We start from the raw sequence: 19,517 nt of genomic DNA on the forward strand, positions 1-19,517 counted from the left end.
CCGCAAAGCCGAAGAACTTGACGCATACCACCGATACTTCACCGGCCTCAGCAGCGACGACGCCTGGGCAGGTGACTACCGATGGGAACTCAAAGACCCGTTCACCCTCCGTATCGGCGCCACCGTCAAAGCCAACAGTGGCGCGCACGCGGAATTGCGCTCCCGGCTGGGCGGAAAGGACGTGCAACTCACTCGTGTCGACCACGTGGTCCTACCGGGCGACATGGTCGCTGTCGACTTCGGGTCGGTCAACGGGGTGGGTGTCGGCATCGTCAAGATCCCGTACCTGGCCGACGGCGCCGAGAAGTTTGCCTACCGGGAGATCGAGCGCAAATTCTCTGACACCGAGCTGGTTGAACTGAGAGGCAGGGCACCCGGCCATGTGTGGCAACTCGACGAGCCGTCGGTCAGCTCCCTCTTTCACATTACGGCGGGCTTGGACCCGAAAACGGGGCTATTGACCCGCTCCTTCGGCAAGGGATCGGAGGGCGATAAACTCCAGAGAGTCCGGATCCCGGTCGTCAAAGTGGCCGACGGAAGTCCGTTTGTCATCCCGAGGAACATGAAGGAGGCCATTCTTCGACTCGGGTATGGTCCGGATGGTCGACCCATCGCGGTCGTGGTGATGCCGGCTGAGAAGAGCGGGGTCGGGCGGGACCTGTATCTGCAACTGGTCAATCCTGCGCCCACCATCGACGACATCGAGTTGCTGCGCAAAACGGCGTTGTGGGAAAGAGAAGTTCATTGGTGGAGCATCTCCCGGGTGAAGTCCTTCGCTGACACAATTGGCTCGCACAGTCGATTGCCTGGTCCTCTGGGTTTTTCTCTCGGCGGCGGAACCTGGGCCAGGACGTCAGATGGGCGGCAGGTGAATCTCGCTCCCGGGACGCCGGTCACCCTGGAGGTGGGGGAGCGGCTCCGGCCGGTCGGCAAGGATGACGTTGTCGAGAGCGTCAAAGAGGTTGTCGTCGTGGTCAGGGCGCCGTTGGTCCCTGAACCGAACGCGCCGGCGTCCGAACCCGAATACGTCTTCCGGCTCTTCGTCAGGGATGCGGCGGATTACGACGCTCTCATGAAGCAGCTCGAAGACCGGCAGACGTTGCTCGACCGGCGCAGAGAGCGCGCCGAGTCGGGATCTCGGCGGGCCCCGAAGCGTCCGCGCGTCCAGGATGGATCGTCGCTGCCCGGCCCGGCGACCGCGCCACACCAGCCGCCACCCCCACCGGATGTGGCTGGTGGGTCGGTGCGTGGGGATGTGGTGCTTCCGAGTCAGTTGTCGCCGGCTGAGGTGTCGGTCTGGTTCCCGTGGCTGGGTGAGGTGAACCCGTACCGGGGCCGGGGGGAGGGTTTCGACACGAATTGTGTGTTGGCGGCGGTCGGTACTGACATGTCGTTGGCGGGTGGGGTGGGTTGGCAGGTGCCACCGGAGGTGCCGTCGCCGGTGGTGTGGTTGCAGCGGTACGCGGAGGGTCGGCCGTTGGTGGAGGTGGCTGATTACGACGCGGTGGTGGAGGTGATGGCGGGGGCGGAGCCGGGTGCCCGGGGTGTGTTGGTGATGACCGGTGTGGGCGACACGGTTTCGCATGCCGTGAACGTGGTGCGCGCCTATGACGGGAGGGTGGTTTTCCTCGACGGTCAGCGGGGTGAGCTGGCGCGGGGGCCGGTGGAGCCTGGCCGGTTGCGGTTCGTGGCGACCACCGACGGTGTGGGTACCCCACGCCCGCCAGCGGGGATGGCGGACGCCGCGACCACCACCGTCCCGGAGCATGCGGACCTGGCCGGGATGGAGGCTACCCGCGACCATCACAACGCTGCCGTTCCGGTTCCTGTGCCGTTGCCGTCCCGGCCGGCCGGGCTGCTGCAGTCGGATGTGTGGGATCGGCTGTTCACGCAGTTCCTCGACCGGACGGGGGATGAGGTCGCGGCGTCGCTGGGGGAGCGGACACCGGACGCCGTCCGCGACCACCTGCGCGACTCGTTCGACCACTTCGTCGACAGGACCAGCGTCCTCGACGAGGGAAGGGCCGGCCTGTCCCCGGACGACAGGACGTTGTTGCGGCAGGCCCTCGATGCGCGGGGGACGTCCGTTCCCCGCCTCACGGGGGCGCTACCACACCTGCTCTCCGAGGCGTTCTCCGTCAACGTCACGGTGGCCCCGGCCGGGCCCGGACCGCACGAGAACGGCGGTGTCGCACCCTGGCACGACCGGCCCGTCGCACTGCACCTTCCCACCGCCCGCCTGTCCGCCGTGCCGGATAGGCGGGGTCCGCTGGTCGGCCACTTGGGCGAGGTGTTGGCGGTGACGTCGTGGCAGGCGGTGGAGGGCCCGCGGGTGGCCTCCGTCGACGTGGCCGGGGCGGTGCGAATCTGGGACGTGGACGGTGAGGTGGTGCTCCGGAGGTTGGAGGGCCACTACTCCGGGGTGTTGACATCGTGGCCGGCGGGGGCGGGTCGGCGGGTGGCCTCCGCCGATGTGGCCGGGGCGGTGCGGGTCTGGGACGTGGACAACGGTGTGGTGCTCCGGGAGTTGGAGGGTCACACCGGCGCGGTGGTGGCGTTGACGTCGTGGCAGGTGGGGGCGGGCTCGCGGGTGGTCTCCGCCGATGTGGCCGGGGCGGTGCGGGTCTGGGACGTGGACAACGGTGTGCTGCTCCGGGAGTTGGAGGGCCACGACGGCGCGGTGGTGGCGTTGACGTCGTGGCCGGCGGGGGCGGGTCGGCGGGTGGTCTCCGCCGATGTGGCCGGGGCGGTGCGGGTCTGGGACGTGGACAACGGTGTGGTGCTCCGGGAGTTGGAGGGCCACGACGGCGCGGTGGTGGCGTTGACGTCGTGGCAGGTGGGGGCGGGCTCGCGGGTGGTCTCCGCCGACGCGGCCGGAACAGTGCGGGTCTGGGACGCGGACAACGGTGTGGTGCTCCAGACGTTCGAGGGCAGCGACGGCTTGGTGCGGGTGTTGACGTCGTGGCAGGACGAGTCGGGCTGGCGGCGGTTGGCTGCTGGCGACGTGGCCGGGAGGGTGCGGGTCTGGGACGTGGACCGCGGGGTGGTGCTCCAGACGTTGGAGGGCCATGACGGCGTGGAGGCGTTGACGCTGTTGCCGGAGGGGCCGGGCCGGTGGCTGTTGGCTGTCGGCCAGAGGCGGGCGGTGCGGTTGTGGTCCCTGTCGGACGGAGTTGCCTGGCCGGCGGGGTTGCCGCTGGTGTCGGGGGAACGGTTCCGGACAGAGTCGGGTCGTGGGTCGGTCGTGGTGTATCCGGAGGGCGTGAGCGCCGGGATTGATGTGGAGCGTCTCGCTGCGGTGGCGCGGGAGCAGGCGGTGACGGACGCCGAGGCGTGGGCGGCGAGGACGGGGCAGGATCGGCCTGCGGATGATGCGGTCTGGCGGGTGGTGTTGGCGTTCGAGGACCGTGGGCATGAGGACGTGCTGGCTCTGGCGGAGCGGTTGATTGACGGTGCGTTGGGCGTGGAGGTGCCGGAGGCGGCGGTGATCGAGCTGTCGCCGTACAGCGCTGACCCGTCCGGTGTTCCTGTGGTGCAGCCACGGACGTTGGTCGAGGTCGCGGCGTTGCGGGCAGCGCGTGACGAGTCGGGGGCGGTGGCGATCCTCGGGCGGCACGTGGCGGACGTGGGCGCGGGGGTGCTCCCGCCCGGTCTGGTCGCTGTCGATTTCTCGGGTCGGGAGACGTTCCCGGCGTTGTTGCGGGAGGTCCAGGCGCGTCCGATCAACGAGGACGTTGACCTTGATTATCGGGGCCGGCGGAGGCTGGCTGGATTGCCCGTTCACCATGGGCCGTACCTCCTGCCTTTCGATCTGCATTGGGCGCGGTTGAGGCAGCGGGCGTTCTCGCATTTCCGGGACTGGGTGTTCCTCCCGGATGTGCCGTCGGAGCGTGGTTTGCGGGTGACGCAGTTGCGGCAGGCGGAGTTGCTCGCGGGGGAGATCGCGGCGGCGAGTGTGGGAGAGAGTCTGGCGGGGGTGCCGGATGTGGGGCCGGCTGGGTGGGTGCCGGATGGCGCGCGGGTATTGGTGGTGGGTGTGCCGGGGCCGTATCCGGGCGATCCCAAGGCGGTCGTGCCGTCTTTGTTCGACTTCCTTAATGGCGCGTTGCCGCCGGCGGCGTCGGGGTTGCGGGAGCCGGTGTATGTGGTGGTGCACGGGTTCGGTGGGTGGACGTCGACGGTGGTGTTGACGCATGCGGCCGAGGATGACCTGTGGCCGGTGCGGATGGAGGAGTTGGCCACCGGCGAGCCGGCGGGTGGGGGCCTTCGGGAGGCGCGGGATCTGGTCGAGGCGGAGGGGTGGACCCGCGTGTTGGCCGAGGTGGAGGGCGCCGCGGAGGCGGTGGGGGCGCCGGCTCTGGGTCGGGTCGGTTGGGCCGGGGAGTTGCGGGCGGCGCTTCCCGATGTGGTGGGTGGTCCGGCGGCTGTGGACGGGCAGCGTCGGATGGGTGAGCGGGTGGACCAGTTGGTGGCGTTGGGTGAGCGGCTGGTCGGGCTCACGCGCGGGTGGACGGGTGAGGGTGCGCTCCCGGTGGGGACGGATCGGCCTGATCTGCGGCTGGAGAGGTGGGCCGGCGACGAGCGCAACCGGCGGCTGGCGGCGGCGTTGGTGGCGACTGACGACGTGGTGGCCGAGGAGGTGGTGGAACGGGTCGAGGAGGAGATCGACCGGGTGTGGGAGACGGTGGTGGCTCCGGTGTCGGCGGTCCGGGCGGACTGGGGGGTGCCGGACGCCGCCTCGGAGGTGTTGCGGGCGGTGTATCTGGGTGCCTGGGTCTTCTACACGGCACCGGGCCAGCCGGTGGTGACCGAAAGACCTGTAAACCCCCGCGAGAACCTGCCGGAGGGGGTCCAGAGCGAAAACGGTCGGTGGATTGTCGATCTGTCCGCTGTGCGGGATCTGGGATTGGCGGACTTCGACCGGTTCCTGGCGGATCATGGCCAGGATGTGGCGTCGTTGTGGTCGGCGGAGGGTGCGGTAGCGCAGGTTTCCGAGCTGCGGGCGGCCCTTGGGGTGTCGCCGCCGCTGCCCCACCTGCGTGTGGTGGGGCGGGTGCCGGAGGTGTCCGAGCAGTGGCGGGCGGAGTTGTTCTCCGCGGTCAGCGCGTTCGGCCTGGCGCGGCAGTGGTTGGAGGAGCAGATCTCGCCGTTGCTGGCGGCGGCGCTGCCGGGGCAGGCCCGGGACGGTGCAGCCGGGTCGGGTGAGCAGGCGGTGCCCGTTTCCGACGGTGGGGTCGCCGCTGTGCGTGCGGATTTGATCGGGCGGTGGCGAGATCTTGCCGACGGCCACGCGAGGCGGATGGACGCCGCTGACCGGGAGTTGCGGCGGATGACCGCCCCCGGTCAGGACGACAGCCCGGCGCGGTCCGCCCTGGCGGGGCTGTCCGACCGGTACCTCCATGCGATGCAGGGTCTCAGCCGGGCGCGGATGCACCGCACCGTGGACGCCTACGTGGAATCGTTGCCCGCGACCGAGCTCGGGGGGCTGGGGGACCGGGTCGGTCAGGTCGAGACAGCGGCCGCAGAGCTGGACCAGCACCTCGGACAGGCGCCTGACACATCTTCGGTGGACGTCATCGACGGTGTGGAGCTCCGGACGTTGGAGGGTCACACCGGCGCGGTGTGGGCGGTGACGTCGTGGCCGGGGGAGCCGGGCCCACAGGTCGCCTCCGCCAGCGACGACGGAACGGTACGGATCTGGGACGCGCTCACCGGTGCGCCGCTCCGGACGTTGCGGGGCCACACCGACGGGGTGGTGGCGGTGGAGTCGTGGCAGGCGGGGCCGGACCGGCGGGTGGCCACCGCCGACATGCAAGGGGCGGTGTTCGTCTGGGACGCGGTCACCGGTGCGCGGCTCCTGACGTTGCGGGGCCACACCGGCCCGGTGTGGGCGGTGACGTCGTGGCCGGGGGAGCCGGGCCCACGGGTGGCCTCCGCCAGCGACGACGGGACGGTGTTCGTCTGGGACGCGGTCACCGGTGCGCGGCTCCTGACGTTGGGGGGCCACACCGGCGGTGTCGGGGCGGTGGCGTCGTGGCAGGCGGGGGCGGACCGGCGGTTGGCCTCCGCCGACTGGGCGGACGGGACGGTGTTCGTCTGGGACGTGGCCAGCGGTGCGCGGCTCCTGACGTTGCGGGGCCACGCCGGCGGTGTGGTGGCAATGGCGTCGTGGCAGGCGGGGCCGGACCGGCGGTTGGCTTCCGCCAGTTGGGACGGGACGGTGCGGGTCTGGGACGCGGTCACCGGCGCGCCGCTCCTGACGTTGCGGGGCCACGCCGGCGCTGTGGTGGCAATGGCGTCGTGGCAGGCGGGGCCGGAGCGGCGGTTGGCCTCTGCCAGTGAGGACGGGACGGTGCGGGTCTGGAACGCGGTCACCGGTGCGCCCCTCCTGACGTTGGAAGGCCACACCGGCGGGGCGGTGGCCGTGACGTCGTGGCAGGCGGGGTCGGAGCGGCGGTTGGCCACCGCCGATGCACACGGGACGGTGCGGGTCTGGAACGCGGACAGCGGTGCGCTGCTCCGGACGTTGGAGGGCCACACCGGCAGGGTGCGGATGGTGACGTCGTTGCAGGGCGAGTCGGGCCGACGGGTGGTGGTCTCCGCCGGTGACGACCACACGGTGCGGTTGTGGTCCCTGCCCGATGATGCTGGCGGGCCGGCGGGGTTGCCCGGCGTGCCGGATGGGCCGGTTGATGGGGGGAACGACTCCGAGGCGGGCGGGTCGGATTCTTCGGCGGATGTGGCTGGTGCGGCGGGACGTGGGGATGTGCTGCTGCCGAGTCAGTTGTCGCCGGATGAGGTGTCGGTTTGGTTCCCGTGGCTGGGTGGGGTGAATCCGTACCGGGGTCGGGGGGAGCAGTTCGCGACGAACTGTGTGTTGGCGGCGGTCGGTACGGACATGTCGTTGGCGGATGGGGTGGGTTGGCAGGTGCCGCCGGAGGTGCCGTCGCCGGTGGGGTGGTTGCAGCGGTATGCGGGTCGGCCGTTGGTGGAGGTGGCCGATTACGACGCGGTGGTGGAGGTGATGGCCGGGGCGGAGCCGGGTGCCCGGGGTGTGTTGGTGACGACGGGTGTGGGTGACGAGGTTTCCCATGCGGTGAACGTGGTGCGTACCTATGACGGGAAGGTGGTGTTCCTCGACGGTCAGCTTGGTGGGCTGGCGCGGGGGCCGGTGGAGCCTGGCCGGTTGCGGTTCGTGGCGACCACCGACGGTGTGGGTATCCCGCGCCCGCCGGCGGGGGTGGCAGACGCCGCGACCGTGACCGTCCAGGGGCATGCGGATCTGGCCGGGATGGACGAAGCTGCCCATGCGTCGCCGCATTCCCCCGGTCAGATCCCCTCGCCGGAGAGTTCCTCGTCCGAGGACCTCCCCGGCTCGACGATCGACTTCCGGAAGGCCAAGGACGACTGGCACAAGATCGAGTACCGCATGTCCCGCTACGACAAGCTGTGGAACAACCCCGAACTGAGAGCCGCCTACGAGGACTTCAAGAAACAGATGAAGCTCGAGCTCCGGCTGAAGGCTGAGGGCCGGACCAACGACGAGATCGACGCCGAGGTCGTCAAGCAGTTCGGCTCTGACCGGGTCGCCCCGTTCGCGCAGTTGATGGCGGACAACCACGCTTTCTCCGCCCCGGCCAAGTGGTGGTTCAACCACCAGCACGACAGCGACTTCGACGACCAGTTCCGGGAAGCCGTCCAGCAGTTCCGGTCGAAGCTCGCCCTCTGGGGCAAGATCGGCCCCGCCGTCGCCGAACGGATTACCGAGCAGAGCGGCAACCGGATGCTGGAGGCGACGCCCGGTGGGCAGATCTTCGACAACATCATGCTCGGCACCGGCAGCTTCTTTAACTACCCGCCCGGCTTCAACCGGATGTGGGAACAGTTCTCCCACCAGCTCGTGGCAGTCACCGACGGGATGATCGACGCCCACGTGTACCGGGGGGTGATGGTACCGAGCGTCCTGCACAACACCGAGGCGAAGATCCTCTTCGAGAAGGTCGACCGGCGCGAGATCGAGGGCCTTCGGGTCGTCGCCTGGGAGTTCGTCGCCGAAAACAAGCTTGAGAAGGCGGGTGAGTACGTCGTCCGTTCCCAGGGGTCCTACAACGAGCGGGTTCCGAAGCTCGAGAAGGGCAAGACCTCGAAGACGTTCGACATGCGCCAGCAACAGCTCTACGAGCAGCTCACCTACCGCCGGGAGGAGTACAACCGGATCGGTCTGCAGGACTCGCTTCCCGAGCTTCCGCCGATCGAACGGAAGGACAGCAAATACATCTTCGTGGTGTCGGACGCGAACCAACCCGCGGTCGACGAGAGCCCGGAGAGCCTCACCAGAAAATGGTCGATGGCGCTGGAGAGCCAGACCGCCGACAACCCGTTGGCCCAACTGGACCAGATGCTGGCCGTACTCGAGTACGCGCAGAACAACCAGGAGACCTCGGATAGTGGATCCTCGTTCGTCGATCTCACCACCGGCCTCTCGCGGGCCAACACAGGCACGGCTGGCAGCCTGTCCGGCTCGATCGCCAGCATTCTCGTGCCCCCGACCCGGCGCAACACCGCGCTGGACCCGACCGACGCCGAGCCCGGCCCGTTTCCGGAGGACCCGAATCCGAGCCCGCTCGAATCCGACTACTCGCCCAGGCTGGATGCCGTACCGGAGGAATGGCCCCCGCCGGCCGACCCCGGCAGTCCGGTCGACGCCGAGGGTCGGGCCGCCACGTTCGGAGGTGGCGGTGCCACGTCAGCCGCGACGGCGGACGCGACGCCGACCGGAAACACGCCGAAGGTCGAACGGCCGCGGCTGACGAGAACACCCTTGCCGCACCCCCGGCCGAGGCCCAGAACGACGAGCGCGTACCAGCTCGAGGCATCCGCCGGTGGCCCGAGCGCGGGGCAGGTCAGGGCTCCGTCGCGGTCGTACCAGCGGCTGAGCGTCGTCAGCACGAGCCCGGACAGCCGGCCCACCGAGGCGGACTTTCCCGCGCACGTTCCGGCACAACAGGTGGTCGCCCACAGGCATCCACCGCTGCGGCTGTCCGACGACGGCACGCTCGCCATCAACGGCACCGCCTCGGTCACCGGCGTCCGCCCGGTGACCGAGGCGACGGAGTTCTACGCGACCGATGAGGTCATCGACGCGGCACGACGCGGGCTGGCCAGGGCCGGGGCCAACGTCAGGCTGACGGTGGACAGTGCCGTCACCGTCACTGTCGACCACGGTGGCCGACAGGTGACGCTCCGCAAGGTGAGCGCGGACTTCGACAACCCCCCGCCGGACGTCTGCGTCGAGTTCGCGGGCGTCGTCCTCGGTGGCGTACCCGACGGGGTGGTCTTTCGAGCCGAGGGCCAGACCCTCCTGGCGGAGACCGACGCCGGGAACGGGAGCGAGTTGCTGGGTGTGCATCATCTCGCCGAGGGGGTGGCTGCCGTCGCTGCCGGCGACCTCCCCCTCGCCGCCGTCGACCCGGGATGGGCGGCGGCCACGATCGCGGCCGACCGGCGGTTGACCGGCGGCGTCACACAACCTCCACTTCCCGGTGCCGCGTACGGTGCCGCGCTCCGGAACGATTGGGGGAGCCGCGCCGAGCACGCGCGACTCAGCCAGGTCGCGAGGCGGATCGGCATCAACGAACATGCCTGGCCCAGGATCGGCGAAGCCTACGCCACCAGCACCATCATGTCTCAGGGTGCCGACGGCGAAGCATCGATGACGACGGACTTCGCCCGTGGCGGTACGGTCGCCAACGCCTACGGCTACCACTTCGCTGCGGTCGTCGCGCAGAGCGCCGACGGAAAGACCCAGATCACCTTGGAGAACTACGCGCGTCTCGGTGGGCGCAGACGTGCCGTCGACGAGGCGATCGAACGAACACTGGCCGCGTATCGCGGTCGGTTCGACACCGTCAAGGCGACGCTTGAGCAGGCGGTGGCGGATGGTGGCGGCGACCCCCAGGTCGTCGACGCGCTGCAACGCAGATTGGACCTGGCGGAGGCACTCTCCATCGTCGAGAATTCGGGAACCGAGGCGGCCAGGTCTGATGCGGTGGCGTGGCAGTCCGCTCGCGCCGCGATGGCGAAGTTGATGGATCTGCCGCGGGCGAGCGACATGTGGCATTTCAAGATGTTCAGCCAGCGCCCCGGCGAGACCTTCCACGAGCAGAGGGCGGTGCTCTACGACGCCGCCGTGCCGGTTCCGCTGCCCAACCCACTCACCACAGTCGTCGTCGGCGGCTCCACCGTTCCCGATCCGATGCGGATCAGCTTCGATCCAGGGTCCAAGACTCCGGGACCTGTCGAACTCAACAAGCTGCGCTCGGTCTCGCGGCAGACCAGCAAGATCGCGGTATGGCGGCACGACAACGGCCTTCCCATGCCCACTATCGGTGTCACCGGATACGGCAACGGCACCCGCCTGTGGCCCGGTAGCGCGGTGGCCACCGGGCGGGAACGGGCAAACAGCGTCAGCGACGTCCTCAGTCGGCACCTGGCCCAGGACCTGAGCACGCTGCTCGATGGCGGGCAGGACGTGACGGCGGCCGACATCGTGCTCACCTCGGACTCTCAAGGTCGTGACCTGGGCGACACCGTCTCTGACGGAGTCACGGCGGCCGACGACCTCCGCCGGGCCGACGTCGTCGTCCATGTCCCGTCCCCGCGTCCGGCGTCCGCCGGGTTGGCCGGCCGGGCGACGGAAGACGAGTTGCTGCCGGGTGGGTTGTCGCAGGCCGAGGCGTTGAGTCGGTTCCCGTGGCTGCGTGGGGTGAATCCGCACCGTGGTGGGGACTTCGAGACGAACTGCGTGTTGGCGGCGATCGGCACCGACCTGTCGTTGGCTGATGGGGTCGGGCACCAGGTGCCGCCGGAGAAGGCCAGCCCGGTGGCATGGCTGGAGCGGTACGCGGATCGGCCGTTGGTGGAGGCGGCCGACTACGCGGCGGTGGTGGAGGTGATGAAAGCCGCGGCGCCGGGGGCCCGTGGTGTGGTGGTGGTGACGGGTGAGGGTGACCGGATCTCACACGCGGTCAACGTGGTGCGGACCGACGACGGGAAGGTGGTGTTCCTGGACGGTCAGGAGGGTGGGCTGGCCCGGGGGCCCGCCCGACCCGGCCGGGTGCGGTTCGTGGCGACGACCGACGGGGTGGGTGTGCCACGGGCGCCCTCGACGGCGGGGGACGACGCGACCGCGACGGTTCCGGCAGGGGAGGATCTGGCCGGTGCCGGCGGGGAGAGCGCCCCCGCGCCTTCCACGGCGGCAGGCATCCTCGAGGGTGGCGACGTGGCGGCGATGTCGGCCGGGAGCACGCCGGAGGTCGAACGGCTGACCCGGGAACTGACCGGCATCCGGGACAGGACCACTGCCGTCGAGACCGACCTCGCCGCAGCGCGGAGCGAGCTGTCATCGGCGCGGGAGGCCGTGGCGCGTCAGGTCGAGGCCCGCGCGGCCGTGCCGCCGGTGCCCGCGACATCGTCGAGGGCGGCGTACAGGTCGACGGCCTGGTCCCAGACCCCGACCACCGATGAGACGCCGGCCAGCGGTGATGTCGCGCCGACCAACGCCGATGCGACGCCGGCCAGCGGTGCTGCGGGGCAAGCGGCGGAGCGTACGGCGTGGGAACGGCTCACCCGGGCCCAGGACCGGGTCGCGGAGCTGGAACGGCAGCGCGGCGCGACACGACAGCTGCTGGAGCGGGCCGTGCGGGCGGCGGACCGGACGCGGCAGGCGCTGGAGCAGGACGCCGCCGTCCGGGAGGCGGACTGGCGGACGGCGGCACAGCAGTGGACGGACGGCATGCAGGCGGTGCAGGCCGGCGCGGCAGCGGCGGCGGACCGGGCGGCGGAGCGATTCCGGGAGCGGAACGCGGCGCAGGTGGCTGCCGAGCAGCTCGCGGCCCAGTGGGCCGGTGAGCGGGAGGTGGCCCGGCAGGAGGCGGCCACCCGGGCGGCCCAGCGCCTGGTGGCGGGTCAGGAGGCACGCGAGCGGGCGGCGGCACGCGAGCAGGCCCGGCGGGACGAGCAGGCCCGGTGGGACACGTGGCAGGGCGTACAGCGGGCGCTGGCGGCCCGGAAGGCGCTCCGCGATGCCGCGCAGGCGGAGGCCGACCGGCAGGAGCAACGACGCCAGGAGCAGGAGGCACGGGCTGCGGAGGAGGAGACGCGTCGACAGGTGGCGGACCAGGACCCCGGGCAGCAGCACCTGGCGGCGGAGCGTGCGCAGCAGCGGCAGGTCGCCGCCACGGCAGCGCAGTGGCGCGCGCGGGAGCGCGAACTGGCCGAGGCCGCAGCGAGGACCTGGCAGGACCAGCAGCGCGCCGACGACGAGTTGGCCGAGCAGGCGCAGCGGCAGTGGGCGGAGGGCCGGCGGGAGGCCGAACTGGCGGAGGCCGAACGGGTCCGGGCCGACGAGGACGCGCGGCGGCAGGAGGACGAGTGGCAGCGGGCCGACCTGCGTGCGGCCGAGGAGGAACGCGAGCGCGTCGAGGCGGAGCGGGAGCACGCCGACGACGCGGAGCGCCGGGCGGAGACGTGGCGTGAGGCCGAGCTGAGGGACGCGGTCGACGCGGCGGCGCGTACGGCGGAACGCACCCGGTTGCAGCAGAACGTCGACCGCCACCAGGCGCAGCTCGACCGGGCCCGGAACGCGGCGTCCGACGCGCGTACGGCCTGGGAGCGTGCGGTCGGGGAGCGGGACCGGGGCGACGCGGCTCGGGCTGCGGTCACGGGAACGGCCAGGGACGTCGAGCCGGCGGCGCCGTGGTATTTCGCCGCCGGTGCCCTCGGTGAGCTGAGTGTCTCGGCGGTGCGGCACCTGACGCCGCAGCAGGTGACGGAGACCGTCGCGCAGTTGATGGACGACTTGCCGTCCGGGTGGCCGACCGGGGCCGCCGACGACATCGAGTTGGGCGCGACCGACTGGCTGGACCTGGGCACCGCAGCCATCCACGCACGGGTGTCGGCGGCGCTGCACGCGCTGCTGACGGCACCGGATCCGGCGGACTCCCGCGCGGTCGAGGAACACCGGGAGCGCTGGGAGCAGGTGCTGTACTCCGGGGAGACCCTCAGCGCCGGCGGCCGGCTGGTGTGGATCCGTCCCGTGCCGTACGGTCCGCGACCGTCGCCCGCAGGGGATGCCGGAGGCACGCGGGTGTACGGAGTCTCGTTCGGCTCGACCAAGGTCGGCGACGGCACGTCCGTGTCCAGCGGACGGAAGACCGACGGTGGGCTGGAGGAGACCTTCGACATCTCGACCGGGCACGCGTCCAGGTTGATCGCGAACCTCCCGTCTGTGTCGATCAAGAGCGAGCGCCAGCACGCGATGTCCCGGGAGACCCGGGTCATCTGGGGCCGGAAGATGTACGTGACCCAGTCGACGTCGTTCACCAGCGGAGTGTCCTTCCAGGTCTTCGTGAACGGCGTCGAGTGGGGACGGGCGTCGGTGCCGGCCGAGACCGGCCTCCTCGACATCTCCCTGCCCACCCTGTACGCCGACGGCAGCGCCGCGCCGAACCCGGCGGCCCCGCTCGCGCCGTCGCCACCCGGGCCACCGGCACGGTCGACGTCGCAGGCCCGGGACGTGCTCAACGCGATCGACCTGACCCCACTCGTGACCGGCTGGCACCAGGCACTGACGGCTGCCCTGCCGGCCGACACCGCAGCGGGCGTCGCCGCGAAGGTCACCCGCCAACTGCTCAACGAGCGGACGACCCGCAATCGCAGTCGGTGGCTGCTGTCGAACGGGGACATGACGGACACGATCGACGAGCGACTCACGGTCGGGAAGTTCCGCGGCTACGTCGACACGAAGGCGGTCCTGCGGGAGTTGCAGCTGGTGGGGATCACCGAGGGCGTCACGGTACGGGACGACCTCGGGGTGATCGCGACCTCGGGCGAGGAGGTGTCGGACACCAGCGGCGCCGGCCTCGACGTGGACGCGGTGCTCCTCGGACTGACCCACGCGGCGGCCGACCCGGGTGGCCGGGAGGAGGCCGCCGAGAAGACGGCCGGTGGCTTCTCGTTCGGCTTGGGCGGCGAGTCCGAACGCGAGTCCGCGCTGGAGGTGGGCGGCAAGGCCCTGAACCACACGGTGCTGAACCGCAAGGAGGACCAGGCGCGTTACCGGGTGGCGTTCGACCTGACGTTGACCACGCACGGCGATGCTCCGGTGGCACCGGTGACCCGGCGGGTGATCGCGGAGCTGGGTGTACCGGTGAGCGAGGCCCAGCAGTTCGAGCGCAGTGTCTTCGGAACCGTCTTCACCCCGGAGTTCGGTGGGCCGGGCACGGGGCGGCCACGGGCGGTGATCACGCCGGCCGCCGCGACCCCGGCGCCGGCTCCGACCCCGGCGGACGAGATCGCCATCCGGTTGTCGCCGCCGCTGCCCTGGGCGCCGCAGGCGCGGCAGCCCTACGTGCCGCCCGCCGGCCCGGCGCCCCGCGAGCCGCTGGCGCTGGCCATGCGGCGTGGTCAGGGTCTGGGGATCGCGGCGAACATGCCCGGGGCGGAACAGGTCGCCGACCTGGTGCAGTCGGTGCTGCGACAGAAGTCGGGGCGCGCCGACATCGGCGCCGTGGCGCGCCGCACCGTTTTGGCGAAGGTGGGGCGGGCCGCGATGGAGGCCGATCCGACGCGGACGCAGGCCGGGAAGAAGTTCACCGTGCGGGTCGCCGGAGAGCGGTACCAGATCCTGGTGACCGAGCACCGGAGGGAACTGCTGGACAGCCCGGAGTACCCGATGACGGTCAATGCCCGTGCGTTGACCGGAGCCACCACGTCGGCTTCCCGGTCGACCGAGGGCAGCGTCAGCGGCCGGTTGGGTGGCCGGGTGTCGAACCCGGCGGGCACGGGCCAGCGGTCCGACCGGGACGGGCACCGGACGGAACACCAGGGGAGGGTGTTCTTCCCACGTCTCGGCGTCACGGCGGAGCACGCTCGGTCGAACGAGCACGAACTCAGCCAGGTGGTGCAGGAGTACCGCCGGACCGAGACCCTCGGAGACGTCGTCGACCATCGCTACCGTACGGCGTTCGAGGTCGTGATCCGCGCGCAGACGGACAGTGGCTGGGGGCCCCGCGAGACCTGGTTGGTCGGTGCGGGACACGGTGCCGAGGTGGCGACCCACATCGCGGTGCCGGTCGAGCATGTGCCGCGTGATCCGCGCACCGGCGAGGAGCGGGCCGTCACGCTGGCGCAGCTCGACGGCGCGGGCGTGACCCGCTCGAACCCGCGACCCGACTCCGCGTGGGCACCGGCCGACCGACCGCCGCACCTGCCGTTGGACGTCCAGGGCAGCGCCGGCCTGTACGCGGCCTTCCGGTACGTTCCCGAGCTGCCCGCCACTGCGGCGCGGCTGTACCGGCAGGTGAACGACCTGCCCGACGAGTGGTTCGACGAGCCGATGAACTGGCCCGACGCGATCTTCGATCTCGGTGCCGGCTCGGAACTGGCCGCCGGGTTCCCGGAGGCGGTCGAGGAGCACGGGTGGGAGCTGCAACTGCCCGCCCACGACGGGTACCAGCAGGCCGTCCGGATCCGGGAGCGGTTCTTCGCGGCGGGCCTGACGTACCAGTACAGCAGCGACGGCGTCGACAGCGCGGGCGGTGTCGAACTCGAGCAGTACCGGCAGTCGGCGATCAGCCATGCCGCCGGAACGAGCAACGCACTCAGCCTCGGCGGCAAGGCCGGCGTCGGAGGTCAGTACCTCAACCACGCGACCAAGGCGAAGAGGAGCGGATCGGACAGCGGCGGCGCGGGCAAGGCCCACGAGCGCGGCCGTTTCGGCGGCGGCCTGTACGTCGAGGGTGGGGTGTCGTTCGGCGGCTCGGACGGCAGGGACTACGGCGCCATCGACATCACCCGGGCCACCTACAACGACGTCGTCCACGCCTATCACGGCCGAGTCGTCTTCGAGGTCACCGCCCTGCGCACCAGGGACGGTGAGACCACGGCCACCGCGCCCGTCTACCTGGACGCCGACGACGCGGTGGATCTCCTGGCGACCGATCGTGCGGCCGAGGATCTGGGGCTGTACCGTCCCCGGCCGCAACCGCCCGACCCGCCGCCGTCCCGCGAGATCATCGACCCTGAGCTGTTGCCCGCCGTGGGGCATCCCGAGCGCTTGCGGGCCAACGCCGTGCTGGACACGATCCTGGAACGGCTGCGGCAGCGTGGCCTGTTCGCCTCCGGCGGGGGTATCCCCGACCACCTGCGGCGCGCCCTGGTGAAGCGGTTCTCCTCCCGGAACCTGGAGCCGCAGTACCTTCCGCTCTCCGGCCAGGGCGTGTACGGCTGGTTCCCGGTGCCCACGCCGTACCACACCACGCAATACCTGTGGGTACGGGTCAGCGCCACCCCGTCGGCCGGGCAGTCGAGCGACCGCCCGCGAGAGCAGGTCAGCCTCACCCTGCGGGGGGAGACGCACGACGCCCAGTCCAACACGGAAACCTCCGGATCGTCGTGGGGTGGGCTCGTCAACCTCTCCGGCCGGGGCGCGTGGAACGATCAGGGCAGCGTCCTCGGCGGGCTCGGTGACTACGGGCGGGAGAGCGCGGAGTCCAGTGGACGTGGCACGCAGTCCGGGTCCAAGGACATCTTCCGGACCGGACCCAAGAAGTCGCACGAGGTCGAGTACCCGTTGGACTTCACCATCGATATGACGCTGACCACGGAGATGCCGCAGGCGGTCACGTACGTGCTCGACTCGGTGCGCAACGTGCTGTTCGGTGGCGCCTGGCTCGCCGGCCTCTGGCAGCCGAGCCTGGAACGGTCGGTCCGCGACCTCTGGGACAACCTCCCCGGGATCGGCTGGCAGGAGCAGATCCAGGTCGCCGGGGACGTCCGGCTCGTCGTGCCGCGCTACCTGACCCGGCCGGCGGCCGAACAGCCGGGGAGCTGGCAGGGGCAGGGGCTGGCCCTTGTCCCGATGCCGGCCACGACCGGCGCAGGCCGGCCGACACCTCGGTGGGCGGAACCCCGGCCTCACCGGCCCCGGTTGAACGACGACCTGGCCGGTGACCGCAACCTCCATCCGTGGCGGCTGCACCGGGTGGCCCGGGAGTTCGAACGCTGGGCGGCGCTGACCACCCGACCGCCGCGGCTGCGGCAGGGCCTGGACCTGGGCGCCGACGGCGCCTGGCGGGTGCCGGGCGTGCACGGGGGCAGCGACTTCGACCGTCTGATCGCGCACCACGCGTCCGAGATGATGCTGCGATCACGTCTTACGCCGCTGCTCGAACACCGCTACCAGGTTCCGGGCACCGGCGTCACCCTCGGGCTGGACATCCGGCGGGCGGAGTTCTACGTCGACAAGGACGGCCGGCCGCTGGCTTTCGAGCAGAAGGCCCGGCGGTACCAGCAGAACGAGGCCGGCCCGATCAACAAGGGCGACTCCTCCTCGGGCTGGGAGTTCTCGTTCGGCCCGCAGACCGGCGACCCTACTGGCGGCATCAAAAAGCTCGGCTGGAACGGCGACGGCTTCGGTGCCGGTCGCGAGGACGGCAAAGCCCACGCGGCCGAGATGAGCGAGGTGAACGAGCGCAACGTGGAGGCGAAGCGGATGTTCCACCAGTACCGCTACGACGTCACGGCGGTCATCTACGGTCCGCACGGCACCCTGCTCGTCGACGTGGAGCGGGGCCTCTACGTCATGCGCGAGCAGGCGCCGACGGTTCCGATGGCCGCCGCCGGTTAGGTTCTGTCTTGCGGATCTTGGTTGTCGGGGACGGCACGTAGCCAGTCGAGGGTTTCGACCAGGTCGAGGGTGGCTCGGAAGTTGGCGGCGGTAGGGACCTGGGCTGTACGAAGTGTCCTGAAGCGCCGAGGGCCCTGACCCGAGGATCTCGAGATCTCCGGCAGAACGGCGCGGGCGTGGATTCCCTCTGGGACTACCGGGCGTCGCGCCGACGACGCGCGCGCTCGAACTCGGCGACGTCCGACATCCAGGGACCGTGCTGTTCGAGTGCGGCGCAGCCGCCGCGGACGAAGGCGCTCACCAAGTTCCGGTACCCGCCGATCCCGTCGACCAGGCTGTACTCGACCTGGTACTGCGGATCTGACCCGGCTTCCCCGTGTCGCACCGTCGTGATCCGTGCGATGGAGTCCGCGTAGAAGTGCAGCTGGATCCCCTCGCCCATCTCCTCGTCCTCGATGGTGAACACTTCGTTGTCCGCGGCAGAGCGATCGGCGACGAACTCCCAGAACTCGGCAGAGGCGGTGCGAGGACCGTCCCGTAGCCACTTCTTCTTGCCACCCTTGTCATCGGTGAACGACAGGGCCGTCTTCTTCGCACCAGCCCCGAGGTCGGCGTGGTCGTCGGCAGCCTCCTCGTCGTCCACCGGCGTGCTCCTGGAGCGGTCCGCAGCCTCTGAGCACATCAGAAAGCTCACCGTACGCACCGCGTCGTCGACGAGTTCGGGGTGCGCGCGGCGCACAGCCGCGTCGACCGTCGCCGCCACCCGATCCCAGTCGCGCTTGTCCGTGGCCCGGTTCCCCCGCCGTGGGTCGAGACCGATCCGCATCCCGGCGCACGCCTGCTCCGCGGTGGCGATCACCCGCATGACCTGGGGCAGCAGCGCAGGGTCGACGGCGTCGGGCATCCGCCTTGGAACCGTCGCGCCATGCAGATACTGGCCCGTGTACCTCAGAATCTCAGCGTCGAGTGGCCCGAGGACTACTCCGCGCTCGGTGCGACGGCGGTCCGCGTGATACTCCTGGACACGTTTCTCGTCCGGTCCCTCCGTCGCCGCGCGCATCGCCTCGCAGACCTGACCGCGCTCAAGTAGGTCGATGTCGGCACCATGGGCGACGAGCCGGCTCCTGTCCCACCGGATGCGCCGAAAGAGCGCGTTGACGTCCACGGGCGAGGAGAGCAGGACCGGGTCCAGGAGCGCGACGGCAGCGTTCTCGTCGAGCCAGCCCCGGGTTCCGGCGGCGTCGCACAGCGGAAGGACCGCACTCCACAGCAGCAGGTGTCTAGGCAGGTCCTCCCGGATCACCGCAAGATGGGCTTCCCCGATCGGGAACGTGAACGTGCGAGGCTCATGGTTGGCGTCGGCCCCGGCGGCGAGCATCAGCTTCAGCTCGCCGTCCTCGCGAATCACGCTCGGGATCCAGCCGCTGCTCCGCGTGAAAACGATTTCTGTCATAGCTCAGGCTTCCCCCGAACGGCACCGACTGGAAATGGTCGCTCCGGGTCCACGGCGAATATCACGGCGAAGTCGCGACCACCCTGCACCATCTGTTCACGACCACCGTGCACATTCGACGTCGAGACGTGCGTCGGCGTGCCTGAGGGTCGCCTACCGAGACTTGTTGATCGTTGCCATCACCGACAGCGAAGACGAACTGCTTTGGTCCGGAATTGTAGGGGCGAGCCATGGGGCTCCCTCGTTCTCGTGTGATAGCTCCACCAGCGTAGTGGATCAGAGCGGACATGCCTGCGGCCCCTGATCACAGGCGTGCTGTGCGCGCTGGCCCTGCGCGAGCGACCAGCCGCCCGCAAGCCCTGAACCGGACCAGCC

General features: G+C 70.7%; 2 protein-coding genes (1 of these 2 cut by a window edge). One reads left to right on the forward strand and one right to left on the reverse strand.

Annotated features, from left to right (window positions below):
- On the forward strand, nucleotides 1–17,689 hold the 3' portion of the coding sequence (locus ACIBJE_RS14315) for a toxin glutamine deamidase domain-containing protein (protein WP_396748100.1). It extends 26,756 nt beyond the left edge of the window; the window shows 17,689 of its 44,445 coding nt (coding positions 26,757–44,445); its start codon lies off the left edge, out of view; the stop codon is at nucleotides 17,687–17,689.
- 193 nt (nucleotides 17,690–17,882) lie between these two features.
- Here the strand turns inward: ACIBJE_RS14315 and ACIBJE_RS14320 are convergent, their stop codons facing one another.
- Nucleotides 17,883–19,142 carry a DUF6357 family protein gene (locus ACIBJE_RS14320; RefSeq protein WP_396748102.1) on the reverse strand — a complete coding sequence of 420 codons (1,260 nt, stop codon included), beginning with the start codon at nucleotides 19,140–19,142 and terminating at the stop codon, nucleotides 17,883–17,885.
- Nucleotides 19,143–19,517: the final 375 nt, after the last annotated feature.

Source organism: Micromonospora sp. NPDC050187 (assembly GCF_044459745.1).
Taxonomy (GTDB): domain Bacteria; phylum Actinomycetota; class Actinomycetes; order Mycobacteriales; family Micromonosporaceae; genus Micromonospora.